Source organism: Pedobacter nutrimenti, assembly GCF_032678445.1.
Taxonomy (GTDB): Bacteria; Bacteroidota; Bacteroidia; order Sphingobacteriales; family Sphingobacteriaceae; genus Pedobacter; species Pedobacter nutrimenti_A.
In genome coordinates this window covers 109,962-123,830 of the sequence record NZ_JAVTSQ010000007.1, presented here as the reverse complement: position 1 = coordinate 123,830, position 13,869 = coordinate 109,962, and the positions used below count along the sequence as shown (strand labels likewise).

Annotated in this window: 10 protein-coding genes; 3 read left to right on the top strand and 7 right to left on the bottom strand. The window is 41.4% G+C overall.

Annotated elements, in window-relative coordinates:
• Positions 1–13 precede the first annotated feature (13 nt).
• On the top strand, positions 14–1,810 hold the full coding sequence (gene uvrC, locus R2S08_RS13895; RefSeq protein WP_316835751.1) for an excinuclease ABC subunit UvrC: 1,797 nt from the start codon (positions 14–16) through the stop codon (positions 1,808–1,810).
• 45 nt (positions 1,811–1,855) lie between these two features.
• Here uvrC and gldN read toward each other — a convergent pair whose 3' ends face one another.
• The 7 genes from gldN to R2S08_RS13860 all read right to left on the bottom strand — a co-directional run bounded on the left by gldN (position 1,856) and on the right by R2S08_RS13860 (position 11,869).
• Complete coding sequence (gene gldN / locus R2S08_RS13890; RefSeq protein ID WP_316835750.1) at positions 1,856–2,812, bottom strand: gliding motility protein GldN; 957 nt, start codon at positions 2,810–2,812, stop codon at positions 1,856–1,858.
• Between the two features lie 30 nt (positions 2,813–2,842).
• Positions 2,843–4,381 carry a gliding motility protein GldM gene (gene gldM / locus R2S08_RS13885; RefSeq protein WP_316835749.1) on the bottom strand — a complete coding sequence of 513 codons (1,539 nt, stop codon included), beginning with the start codon at positions 4,379–4,381 and terminating at the stop codon, positions 2,843–2,845.
• A gap of 42 nt (positions 4,382–4,423) precedes the next feature.
• Positions 4,424–5,230 carry a gliding motility protein GldL gene (gene gldL, locus R2S08_RS13880; protein WP_133783425.1) on the bottom strand — a complete coding sequence of 269 codons (807 nt, stop codon included), beginning with the start codon at positions 5,228–5,230 and terminating at the stop codon, positions 4,424–4,426.
• A gap of 42 nt (positions 5,231–5,272) precedes the next feature.
• Positions 5,273–6,628, bottom strand: a complete 1,356-nt coding sequence (locus R2S08_RS13875) for an SUMF1/EgtB/PvdO family nonheme iron enzyme (RefSeq protein WP_316835748.1) — start codon at positions 6,626–6,628, stop codon at positions 5,273–5,275.
• Between the two features lie 93 nt (positions 6,629–6,721).
• The gene (locus tag R2S08_RS13870; RefSeq protein WP_133783430.1) at positions 6,722–7,492 is read right to left on the bottom strand and encodes a uroporphyrinogen-III synthase; all 771 of its coding nucleotides are present in this window, start codon (positions 7,490–7,492) and stop codon (positions 6,722–6,724) included.
• Between the two features lie 18 nt (positions 7,493–7,510).
• Entirely contained in the window at positions 7,511–8,485 is a 975-nt protein-coding gene (locus tag R2S08_RS13865) for a DUF4271 domain-containing protein (protein WP_316835747.1), read from the bottom strand.
• A 42-nt stretch (positions 8,486–8,527) separates the two neighbouring features.
• Positions 8,528–11,869: a DEAD/DEAH box helicase gene (locus R2S08_RS13860; protein WP_316835746.1), complete on the bottom strand. Its 3,342-nt coding sequence runs from the start codon at positions 11,867–11,869 to the stop codon at positions 8,528–8,530.
• A gap of 32 nt (positions 11,870–11,901) precedes the next feature.
• On the opposite strand from R2S08_RS13860, the gene hemW reads away from it, so the two are divergent.
• On the top strand, positions 11,902–13,041 hold the full coding sequence (hemW, locus tag R2S08_RS13855; protein ID WP_316835745.1) for a radical SAM family heme chaperone HemW: 1,140 nt from the start codon (positions 11,902–11,904) through the stop codon (positions 13,039–13,041).
• Entirely contained in the window at positions 13,031–13,816 is a 786-nt protein-coding gene (locus R2S08_RS13850) for an SDR family oxidoreductase (protein WP_316835744.1), read from the top strand. Before hemW ends, R2S08_RS13850 begins: the two co-directional genes overlap by 11 nt.
• The last annotated feature ends 53 nt before the right edge of the window (positions 13,817–13,869 follow it).

Here is a 13,869-nt window from a genome sequence, read left to right as displayed (position 1 = left end):
AAACTGATTGCAGATGAGTGCTTTTGACCATAAAAAGGCCCTGGCCGATATTCCCCATAAACCTGGTGTTTACCAGTACTGGGATGCAGAAGGCACCCTGATCTATATCGGTAAGGCCAAAGATCTGCGAAACCGGGTCGGGTCCTATTTTATACAAGATAACCAGCTCAACGGAAAAACAAGGGTATTGGTTTCCAGGATCCGAAAAATCACCTTTACTATTGTCGATACCGAAATTGATGCCTGGCTGCTCGAAAACAGCCTGATCAAAAAGCATCAGCCAAGGTATAACATCATGTTGAAGGATGATAAAACCTATCCCTGGATCATCATTAAAAAAGAAACTTTCCCCAGGGTTTTCTGGACCCGGAAAATGGTGAAGGACGGCTCCACTTATTTTGGGCCCTATGCTTCTGTAGGCATGATGCACACCATTCTGGATCTGATCAAGGAAACTTATCCGCTCCGTACCTGTAATCTTCCTTTAACCCGGCCAAATATAGAAGCTGGAAAGTTTAAAGTTTGCCTTGAATACCAGATTGGAAATTGTAAAGGCCCATGTCAGGCCTACCAGCTGGAAGAAGATTACAATCAGAATATTGAAGAAATTAAAGACATTCTTAACGGAAAGATTGGTAATGTGATCAAAGACGTTAAACAGATCATTAAGAATGCGGTTGAGGAACTCAATTTTGAATATGCACACCATTATCAGAAAAAACTACTTGTCCTGGAAAAATACCAGAGCAAGTCTACAGTAGTAAACAGCTCCATTACCAATATTGATGTGGTAAGCATTGCATCAGATGAACGTTATGCATTTGTAAACTACCTCAAGATAATGAATGGAAGCATCATTCAAACCCAAACCATTGAAATTAAAAAACGGTTGGATGAAACGGATGAAGAACTCCTGACCCTGGCCATCACCGAATTCAGGACAAAATTCAACAGCACCTCCAAAGAAATCATCGTCCCTTTTGAGATCAAACTCAGCGATGCAGGACTCAAATTCACGGTTCCGAAACTCGGAGAAAAAAAGAGTCTGCTGGAACTTTCACAAAAGAACGTGCTGTTTTTCAGAAAAGAGAAACTCAACCAGTATGAGAAACTCAATCCCGACCTTCGTTCTGAGCGTATCCTGACACAAATGCAGAAAGACCTGAGGCTAACCAGGCTTCCACATCACATTGAATGTTTTGATAACTCCAACTTCCAGGGCAAATACCCTGTATCGGCTATAGTCGTCTTTAGAGATGCCAAACCCTCTAAAAAAGACTACCGCCACTTCAACGTCAAGACCGTTGAAGGCCCCAATGATTTCGCTACGATGGAAGAAGCCGTTTACAGACGATATAAGCGCATGCTGGAAGAAGAACAGCCTTTGCCTCAACTCATCATCATTGATGGCGGTAAAGGCCAGCTATCCTCTGCCATGAGTAGCCTAAAGAAGCTTGGCATAGAAAAACAGGTCACTGTAATCGGAATTGCCAAAAGACTGGAAGAATTATACTACCCAGGAGACAGCTTTCCTCTTTACCTCGATAAGAAATCAGAAACGCTAAAAGTGATCCAACAGCTTCGTGACGAAGCACACCGCTTTGGAATTACCTTTCACAGAAAGAAAAGAGATCAGGGAACCCTGAAAACAGAACTGGAAAGTATAGAAGGTATAGGTAAAACAACGGCAGACAAACTGCTCCGCCATTTCAAATCCGTTAAAAGGATTAAGGAAGCCGAAGAACAGGAATTAGCCAAAGTACTTAATAAAAGCCAGGTCAAAACCCTTTTAACCTATTTCAATAAATAAAAAAGCCCCGGTCAGAAAACCGGGGCCATAAATCCTTATACTGTTTTAGTATTCCCAAAGACTCTGTTCGAAGTCTGAAATGGATTTCTTAATTCTTTCAGATTCATACAGCTTTCTCGGATCTTTAGGATCTGTAAGCCCTAGGATATCTGTAATATTCTTATTGGAAGGATTCGTTTCCTTAATCACATAACTTGCAAACAGCCTTCTTACAAAGAAATCATCAAAAGTCAATACAGATGCATCATTACCCGGATTAACCAATCTTTGCTTACTCAGCAATTCCCTCGCATCGTCATAGTACACCCAGAATACAGGTCTCCAGTTTCCTTCCTCCATCTTCATCGGTGCAATCCCAATGATTCTCGGCTCAAAAACCGAACGTTTAATGTCCAGGATCCAATCTTCTTTGATCCTGAATTTAACAAACTCATCGGCATTCAGGCGGTTCAGTACAGGACCTGTAAGTTTACCCGTTACAGAATCTGCAACACCTTCGCTGGTCCCTCTGGCACTGCGAAGCGCATCCTGGGGTGACATGGCAATCTTAAAGGAATCATTATCATCCAATACCTTACCCGAAGCCGTATCTTTTGGAGAATATACAGTCAGTTCTTCGTTTCCAATAGCCTGCAGCAAAATATCGATCAGTTTAGATTTCTCAGAATTCAGTACAGAATTCACCGTATCTCTCAAATCAATCTCTCTCCAAATGCGTTTTGCGTAGTAGACATCCTCTTCACGAACATCTGCATATGGCACCATCACATTACTGTCAATATCATTTCTTACAGAAAAGCCATCTCTCGGCGGCGTCTTCAGCTTCATTTTCTTCTGCACTTTTGCCGTTGTATCCGTAGCCGCAACAGCAGGGGCAACTGTCGGAGCCGGCTTTGAAGCTGTCGTCTTCGCTTTTTTAGCGGTTGTTTTACGCTTGCCGGTCTGCGCAAATGAAGCACTGCACAACAACAATAAAACAACTGTATATATAACCTTTTTCATTTGGGTATGATTTTCTTTTATTCTCACAGGCTATTTGGCGATAAATGTAATTGGATCCAGCACCTTTTGCCTGCCGTCCGGTCCTTCACAAACAATATCTTTAAAGATCACCGTTGCACCAGGTTTAATGGAATTGAGCGCACCTTTAACCGCTCCTCCAAATCCAGCTCCGCTGCCTTGCATTGTGACCGCATCAGAACGTGGGTTAATAAAGGTAGCCGAATAACGGAGTACCCTGTATTTTACGTCAAATACAAAATCTTCCAGTTGGGTTTCCAGCTCATTCGAACCGGTTAACCAGGATAAAGGCACATTGCCTCCTGATTTCCCTTTAACCATTGCTCTCGGTGTAGGCAAAGCTTTTACACGGAACTTCTGGGAACCCAGGTTTACCGTTTTACCCGCGTTGGTTGCGCTTACATTAATGCTTAGTTCCTTTCCAACCTGTGCACCACCAACACTTACGGTAAACTTTCCGCCCCCGCCACTTATGCTTCCCCCACTGATGCTAGCTTTAACGCTCTCTAAAGGAAAACCTGCAGCTGAAACAGAAAACGGATTTGGAATTCCGGCATAGATCACATTCATTTTATCCGGAGACACCGTTGCAGATGGTTTAGCAACCTGATAACTCTGTTCTGGTGTTTTGTATTCTTTAATCTGTCCGTCCGTTTGTTTTACACGCACAACACCCACCCATTTAAATACACCGACACCAGAAGTACCTCCGATATAAGTCGCCTTTCCGTCCTTTACCGCCAATGGGCTTCCGCCTACTGTAATTTCTGGTGTTGAACGGCTATCACTCGCGGTCAGAAATACCTGAGCTGTATAAGGCTGGCCTTGTATCACATAAGAAGTAGGTGCAACTGCAACGGCATCAAACTGGTCAAGATTTACTTGTGCCTTATCCATATTGCCAAATAACTTTTTCACAATCTCCGCTTCCGCATTTTTAGTATCGGCCTGGATCTTTGTTAAAATCGTATTTGCCGCAGTCAACGGTGTACCTTCACCGAAATTGATGTCCGACCATTGTTTTTTACCATTCACATTCTTTGTCGCATCTTTTGCCTCCAGGCTAAAAGTTACCGAATGGCGATCTGCAGGTTCCAGCAAATTGATCAGCTTTTCTCTTGTCTCATTGATCTTATCCTTCAATTTATCGCCTTCTTTATGATTGATCATAATGCCCTGGGCAATGTCCTGATTCTCTCTTCTTTTGATGTCACCAGTTTCCGGATCAAGACCTCCACCTTCAGCAACAAATTGCTGCTTTAACTTTTCAACATAAGCATTGAGCTCATCTGCATAAGTTTTTGCCTTATTGGCTTTTTCCCAAATCGGCTGCGCCCTTGCGGGTTCTTCTTTTAATTTTGTATTCTGAAATGCAGAAAATAATTGATCTACACTTGTATTTACGTTCGTCTTGGATGACTCTAAACTATCATTGATGTTTTTAAAAGCATTCAATATGGTATCCGACACGTTTAATGCAAGCATAGCAAGCAATACCAAATACATGATATTGATCATCTTCTGCCTTGTTGTTTCTCTTCCTCCGGCCATTTTAATAGGTCTGTTTTGGTTAATTAATAAATAAACTACTAATTAAACACGGGTCTGGTTCATTGCAGACAACATGTTACCATAAATGGCATTTAGTGAAGATAAATTTTTGGCCAGTTTGCCTACTTCTTCCTTGAACTGTTTAGAATCTTCCATAGATTCATTAAAATTGTTCATAGTCAGAGAAAGATTTTGATAAAATTTATTCATTGACTTTAAATGCGCACTTGAATCCTGTAATTCCAATTCATAAACCGCATTTAAAGCAGAAAGATTTTTAGCCAGTGCTGTTACCTGTTCATGGTAAGCTTTGGACTCGCCGCTGCTCTTGCCCATTTCAGCCAATTGTTCTGTCGCTTTTCCAAAAGCACTGTTCAATTGTTCAAAACCTGCAGAAGCAGACTTTAATTTACCTGTAAATTCCGTTGTGGCAACCGAAGCATCAGCAACACTTGAAATCGCAGCAACTTTATCCCCAAATGTACGAAGGCCGGTACCCAGACTTTCAATCAATTCAGGACCAATTTTAGCATCAGACAGCATTTTATCCAATGCAGCTGTATTTCCGGCCGAAACCGCAGCAACAGGTCTGGATGAAGTTTTTGGTAACTCTCCCGTGTAACTGTCACTCAATTCAGGATAAACTCTTTCCCATTCTGGCTCCGCTGGTGGTTGTCTTAAACCGGTAAGGAAGAATAAGCAAGCTTCAACCCCCAGTCCAATACCTATGGCATAATTACCAAGGACACCCCCAATATGAAGAATTTTAAATAATGCACCCAGGATTACAATACTTGCACCCCAGGAAATTGCTACGTGTAACCAGTCGAATTTACGTGTTGCTGCCATGCGAATTTAGATAGAGATAATTTGTATAATTAATTGTTATGATTAATTTTTATAGTTGATATCAGATCCCGGGTATGAAACCACGCATCTGAAACCAATGTACGACCTTGCCTGATCCTGGTACTCGTAAGTAGCAACAGAGTTCTGCAAAAAGAAACCAATATCTTTCCATGAACCACCACGAACAACTTTACGTTTCAGGTATTTACTGTCTGAGGGTTTAGCCACATAAGTAAAGTTCGGGTTGAAGTCTGAAAGCATTGGGGCAGCAGACTGATTGTATGCCGTCACTGTCCACTCTGCTACATTACCAGCCATATTGTACAAGCCATAGTCATTCGGAAAATACGATTTAACATTCACCGTATACAAACCACCGTCATCAGAATAATTTCCACGTCCAACTTTAAAATTAGCCTGCATACAGCCTTTGGCATTACGTACATAAGGGCCTCCCCAAGGATATTTGGTTTTCACATTTCCACCTCTTGCTGCGTATTCAAATTCAGCATCCGTTGGCAGCCTGTATTCCGGTCTTGCATTCAGAGGCATTCTTCTCGAAGCGGCAACCGACTGATAGAACCGGGTTCTCCATACGCAAAAAGCGTTGGCCTGCTCCCAGGTTACCCCTACCACAGGATAATTGTCATAGGACGGGTGGTTAAAATAGGTTTTAACCATCGGATCATTCTGCGAATAAGAAAAATCTACTTTCCAAACCAAGGTATCCGGATAAACCGCAACAGAAGGAAACTCGTTTGGTTTACTTGGATCCGGAGAATCCACATAACTCTGTATAAAATCCTTACGGTTTTTGGTTTTGTCTTTTCTTCCCTGTACGGCAAGATCGAGGTTAACAATACTGTAAGAATATTTGAGCTTGCGGATATCTATTTCACGTCTTCCTGGAAGAGCATCGTCACCACTATAGTAGAGATCCGATAGCTTACTGGCATAAGCATTATTTTTCCCTTTCCACAGATCGCCTGCTTTTCTCCAGTCAATGTCTCTGTTGGAGGTCAGAGTTGCACCGCCCTGGGTAGTTGGCACAGGCTTAAATAAATTAGGAGCTCCACTTGGACCAAGCATGGTAATGGCAATCGAGTCCCTTACCCAATTTACAAACTGACGGTACTCGGCGTTCGTAATTTCTGTTTGATCCATATAGAACGCACTAAAAGAGGTCATTCTGCTTGGAGCGCTCTGAGTGTTGTTGATATCCTCATCTGACATGCCAATGAGCGTACGGCCTGGGGGGATATAAACCATCCCTAATGGGATTCTATTATTTTTGAATTTTTTGTTGTAAACACCGACCAGTTCGCCCTGACCGCCTTTTCCACAACTGGAAAATAATGCTGCAACAACAATAAAACCAAAAAAGTAAATTTTTCTCATATTCTACTGAAGCAATTTTATAACAATTTTATCAATAATCATTGATATAAACAATTATTCAGCTATAAAAAAGGCTTCAGCAGAATCGAATTCTTATTTATTTGATTTTTTAATATAGTTTTCAATCGCCATAATCATCGAAGGAGCTTCGGGCGAAGGTGCAGCAATATCCACAATCAGACCATTATCTGTAACCGCCTTATGCGTATTCACACCAAAAGCAGCTATACGAGTATTGTTTTGAGCGAAATCCGGGAAATTGGTATACAGGGACTGGATACTGGAAGGACTAAAGAATGCAATGACATCATAAAAGACCTCAGCAAGATCAGAAAGGTCACTCACAACCGTTCTGAACAGCACAGCTGGTGTGAAATCATACCCGTTCTTTTGAAGGAATTTCATGGTATCCTCTGTAGCCACATCAGAACATGGGTACAGGAACTTCTCATTGGCATGTTTTTTCAATACCTCAGCAAGATCCGCTGCTGTTTGTTTTCCAAAAAATATCTTCCGTTTACGGTACTGAATATACTTTTGCAGGTACAGGGCTGTTGATTCTGAAATACAGAAATATTTCAGATCAGAAGGAACCTCATATCTCATTTCTTCACAAATCCTGAAAAAATGATCTACGGCATTTCTGCTGGTAAAAACAACCGCAGTAAAATCAGCAAGGTTAATCTTATCCTTTCTAAAGTCCCGAGCAGGAACTCCTTCAACATGGATAAAAGACCTAAAATCTATCTTTAAATTGAATTTTTTAGCCAAATCAAAATAAGGCGACTTCTCTGTTTCAGGCTTCGGTAAAGTAATCAATATACTTTTTACCTTACGCAACCTATCTTCTTTGTTTTCTTGCATTATCTAATTACCGCTTTATTATAACCCTATTGCCTTGATTAATATCAAAATAGGACAAATTTCGAGGGCACAAAAGTACAAAAATAAATAGATTTTTGAAAGCCGATAGTGAGATAAAATATTTATACCTGCTCTAATAAACTGAAATGCAAAGATTACAGCCAGCAGAATGAAAGAAATTGCAATATAATAAAGACCATATCTCAGTGGAGATAAGGCAAATGCCACCACCAGGGGAATAAATACTAGAGAAATATTAAAATAACTTAAATATAATATAGAAATATATTCATGTACCGGCTTTTGTATGTTAAACAGAAAACCCATCAGGCGTAAAAGAATAATTTTCACTGCATATAAAATCACAATCAGTACAGAAATGGTCAGAAAGAACCGGAATCCACCACCCCAGTAAGAAATATTGTAAAACTGCGTCACCAGGTAGAAAAACATTCCGATGGTGAAACCAAACTGTATAAATAAGAGCAAAAACGGCCAGGATGTAAACAAGTTATCTTCCTTATTTAAATTATTCAAAACCCGGTTACTGAAAAAGGACTGAACAATACTATCCAGCTGTTTGGAAAAAGAATTCCTTAGTATAGCAAAAACAACCAGCAGAAATGCAATAAAGCCCAAAATCCACACCTGTCCTTTGGGTAAAGGCGTTCCGGATTTAAACAAATCTTCTTTTTTCACTTTATTATAAATCGTATACCAGGGCTCGCCAGCTGGCCTGCTGTATACCTTCAGTTTCATAATACTATCCATCAGCAGCGTAGAACTCAGCAAAGAATCCGGAATCAGCCAACTGTGCATAAGGATGGAGTCGGTTACAAATTTTTGTCTTGCATAAAATGCAGAATCCCTCACCACCCTGTATCTATACACTGGCTTCACTGCAGAATCGAGCGGTTGCTGCGGCAAAGCCTGGGCATTTACGGCCAAATGACCAAGTATACAACAGAAAAAAACCACCAAATATTTATACATGCTTTTCACCAACAGGGTCTTCAATTCTGCAAAACTAAGTTATTAATTAAACAATTCCAGCAGGTCCTTCTTCGAAAGTTGCTTCAAGGTGGCCGCATCTGTTTTGATCAGGTCATTGACGAGATCTTTCTTCTGCTCCTGCAACCTCATTATCTTCTCTTCTATGGTTCCCGGACAAATCAATCTTACCGCAATTACATTTTTCTTTTGTCCAATACGGTAACTCCTGTCAATCGCCTGATTTTCCACAGCCGGGTTCCACCAGGGGTCTACCAGATACACATAATCCGCCTCTGTTAAATTCAGACCAACACCCCCGGCTTTTAAGCTGATCAAAAAGACCCTGACCCCATCATTTTGTTGAAATTCATTCACCCTTGCCGCCCTGTTTCTCGATTGTCCTGTCAGGTATTCAAATGATATATCCCGTTGTACCAGTTCCTTTTTGATCAAATCCAGCATGGTTACAAACTGGGAAAAAACAAGAATCTTATGCTGGGATGATTTACTCTCTATCTCCTCCATCAGTACCGTAATCTTAGAAGAAGCCTCTCCATAAAAAACATCTTCTTTCAACAGAGCTGGCGAATTACAGATCTGCCTCAATATCGTCAAGCCTTTTAAAACATGTATACTGTGCTTTGAAAGATCTTCTTCCTTATGTGTTAAAAGGAAATTACGGTATTCTTCCTTATAAGAGTCATATACTTTTCTCTGTTCCTCCCCCATCTCACAATACAAAACCATCTCCGTTTTATCCGGAAGTTCCTCCGCCACTTGTTTCTTCGTCCGGCGCAAAATAAAAGGTCTGACCTTTTTCTGCAGTTCCAGCGACCTTTTGATATCTTTAAATTTATCAATAGGCGTGGAATAATGATCTTTAAAATACTGTCTGGAACCCAGAAGGCCAGGACTGGCCAGCGAAAGCTGACCATACAGATCAAAAGTGCTGTTCTCCACAGGTGTTCCGGTAATCATAATCTTATTTCTCGAACGCAACAAAGCAGCTGCGTGATAACGTTGAGAAGAAGGGTTTTTAACCGATTGAGATTCATCAAGAAACACATAATTGAACTCAAACTTCTTTATAAAATTAATATCGTACAACATCGTTCCATAAGAAGTGATCACTACATCTGCTTGATTAAAAGCATTGGCATCCTTTTTTCTCTCTGCCCCATACAGCGTATGAACTTTTAACAATGGAGCAAACCTGGCCAGCTCCGTCTGCCAGTTAAAAATAAGGCTTGTTGGCACTACAATCAGGCTGGCCTGCCGCCCACGCTCCTTTTGCAGCAATATAAAAGCAATGATCTGAATGGTTTTCCCCAATCCCATATCATCGGCCAGACAACCGCCAAAACCAAATTCATCCAAAAAGTTCAACCAGTTTAAACCCTGTAACTGATAAGCCCTCAATTCTCCTGTAAAACCTGAAGGGACATTCACTTCTGTAATAGAATGAAAATCTGAGATCCTGGAATTGTACATCGCCAGTTCAAGTTTCACTTCTTTTGACAGTACCTCATCCTCATACATCTCCGCAATAGATGCAAAATTTACCTTCGGCGTCCGAATCACCTCTTCTGCTACTTCCCCAGAACTAAAATATTTAGAGAATTTCTCTATCCATTCATCTGGTAAAATACCTAAGGCACCATCCCCAAGTTGTACAAACTTGCTCTTGTTCCGGATCGATTTATGCAAGTATTTTAAAGAAACCTTTTCACTTCCAAATCGAACATCTGCAGAAGTCTCAAACCAATCCAGTCCGCTCAGCACCTTAATATCAATCTTTGCTTTATAAGGACTTAACTTATTATTTTTCAATTCATTGAAGCCAAGTACGGTGATGCCTTCTTGCTTCCACTCCTCAAATGCATCCAAAAACCAGCCATTATCCAAAAACCTGGACTTGTGCAGGTAAAAATGAGTGTGGTCCAACTGTTCCTCAAAATGAGGATGCTGCCGGATTAAGACCGAAGTCAACCTAAGCTCCAAAGGTTCATCCCGTTTCACGGTAAAAGGATTACCCTTGGCATCAATAGAATAAATTGTTTTCTTACTCAATACAGGAACCTCTACACCACCATATTTCAATACAGGGGTCAGCAAAATATAATCCCCTTCGTCAGACAGATAAATCAGCTGCTCATTAGGCAAATCAAAATGTTGTTCCTTCAATTGCTTTGCTGTAGCCGGTTTCAGATAGGAATAGGAAACATGAATTTTATCTTCCAGACGGCTCAGTATGTTTTGTTGAAATTCGGCAAATTTAGACTGATGGATCAGAATTTTATTGTTGTGCTGTTTAAAGAAGTCGATCATCTTCAAAAAGTCCGGGTTATCGATCAGATAAAGGGTCTTGTTGTAATCCAGAAAATAGTTAAATTTTACCTGTAATTTTTCCAGGTCATAAGACCTGTCTTCCAGATAAAGCTGTCCGGCCACCTGGTAAAAAGCATCATTCTGATCTACAGAAATTTTAATATCAATGTTTAGTGCCTTAAGCATCACCGGGCTCAGCGAACTGGTACTCACACTTTTCGCGCCATCCTTATGCTCAAACACTTCCAAGCCAAAAGGATTTCTGACCAATGCCTTTAACGCCTCAATATCTGAATCAGATCGTTCCGATTCATAAGCATTCTGAAACTTGGCTACAGCCGTATAGAATTTCAGTTCATCCTTATCTTCAGCCTTCCAGATCAGATCCATGGGATTGATCAGAACCAACGGATTCTTCACCTTCCCCTGCTGAGTCTCCTCGCCTTCGTACAATTCAATATACAAATGCCTGTAATATTTGTGTTTTCTAAGCACAATAACCCTTCTGCTCCTACCGCTCTCTTTCCCCCGGCTTCCTGCCGGAAGTGCCGGTAATAAACTAGCAGCAAGTGCAGTAGTCGTTTCTGAATTCACTTTAAAAAGTGCTTTGGAGATGGGTTTAATCTCGACCGATCCGCCGTTATACGCTGCCAGGAAGAAAAGGTCCAGATCCGGCTCCTGTTCCAAACCATAATCCTTTGCCACCTGCAGCATTTTCTCCCTTCTCAAGCCCTTATCAAAAAACAAACGGATATCATCTCTGCGAATCACACTATACAGCACCTGAATCTGATGACTACAAAAACCAATTCCTCGTTCTTTACAATCACAGCCCATCCTTAGCGTCGTTCCCTCTATATTGAGCGAAACATACGCCGTCATTGCAGATCCTGGTCTGCAAATAAACAGACAATAACCCAAATCCGGCTCCAAAGGCTTAACCTCATAATACCCCCACATGTCCGCATCAGCAGGGTGAGCGGCATGCTGAGCTATAAAAACATTGTTCAGCTCGTCGATATTAAAGTCTTCAATTATAATTTCTCTATCAGGCATCAATCAAAGATACGGATATCTATCTTTGCAGAATGGCGGGCATCTATATTCACATTCCATTTTGTAAAAAGGCATGTACTTATTGCGATTTTCATTTCTCTACCTCTTTAAAATATGTGGAAGAGATGACTGATGCCATTTGCAAGGAGCTGATTTTAAAAAAGGGACGTATCACAGAACAGATAGGTAGTATTTATTTTGGCGGGGGTACACCTTCGGTACTGGATACACCTTATCTGGCCAGGATATTCCACACCCTTACCCAGCATTATTCCATCGCTTCAGATGCAGAAATCACCATAGAAACCAATCCGGACGACCTCACTGCAAAAAAGATCAGCGAACTGAGGCAGCTACCCGTCAACCGTTTCAGTATTGGCACCCAGTCCTTCTTTGACGAAGATCTTTTGTGGATGAACCGGGCACACAGTGCAACCGAGGCTGAAACCTCTATTAAACGAAGCCAGGATGCCGGATTCGAAAACCTGAGTATAGATTTGATTTATGGCTACCCGATTCTCACAGATCTGAAATGGGAGCATAACATCCGTAAGGCCATCGAACTGCAAACCCCACATATTTCTGCTTATTCTTTAACTGTAGAACCTAAAACCGTTCTCGCCTCTAACATCAGAAAAGGCAGGCAGGTCCCTATAAATGACGACCAAAGTGCAGAACAATTTCAAACCCTGATCCAAAAACTAGACCTGGCCGGGTTTGAGCATTATGAAATCTCCAATTATAGCCTGCCGGGAAAATACGCAGTACACAATACCAATTATTGGAGAGGAGTTCCTTATCTAGGCATTGGACCTTCTGCACATGGCTTTGATGGGACCAATCGTTATTTGAACATGGCCAACAATCCCAAATACCTGGAGCAATTAAATAAAGGCCAGCTTGCCGAAACTGTAGAAGAGCTGACCCAGCTGGACCGTTTAAATGAGTATATCATGACCGCTCTTCGTACCATGTGGGGCGTAGATCTGGAAAAAATAAAGGCCAGTTATGGCAAAACTTTTTACGAAGAAACGGTATACAACGCCAAACCCTTTCTGGAACGGAACTGGATCACGCAACAAGAGCAGAAAATTCTGCTCACACCAGAAGGGAAATTATTTGCAGACCATATTGCATCAGAATTATTTTTATTAGACGAACATGAAAAATAAAGTTGTTTGGATCACTGGCGCTTCTTCAGGAATCGGAGAAGCTCTGGTCTATGAATACCATAAGGCGGGTGCTAAGCTCATCATTTCTTCGCGCAACCGCGACGAGTTGTTCAGAGTAAAAAGCAACTGCAAGAACCACATCAACATCCACGTCCTTTCCCTGGATCTGGAGAACACAGCTTCTTTGGATGTTAAAGCCACAGAAGCACTCCGGATTTTCGGAAAAATTGACTTGCTGATCAACAGCGGAGGTATTAGTCAGCGTAGCCTTGCCATGGAAACGTCCCTGGAAACAGAAGAAAAATTGATGAAAGTTAATTTTTGGGGAACAGTAGCACTGAGCAAAGCCATTTTGCCCTCTATGATCGAGCAAGGTGGAGGGCATATCGTATGCATCAGTAGTCTCGTTGGTAAATTCGGAACGCCATTACGCTCTGCTTACGCCGCCTCCAAACATGCCCTTCATGGCTATTTCGATTCTCTAAGAGCAGAACTCGATACAAAAAACATCTTTATCACGATTGCCTGCCCCGGCTTCATTAAAACAAAGGTGAGCATCAATGCCTTAACGGCCAACGGACAACCACAGGGTACAATGGACGATGCGCAGGAACACGGAATGCCTGCAGAACAATGTGCAAAAGAGATGGTCAAAGCCTTCAATGAAAAAAAAGAAGAGGTCTATATTGGCGGCAAGGAAGTAAAGGGTGTCTTGTTTAAAAGACTATTCCCCCTCCGTTTTTCAAAATATCTTCGTAAGGCAAAAGTCACTTAAGAACTGCAAAAAACTCCCTGGCACAGACCAGATACATACCTTGTTCATAGCAT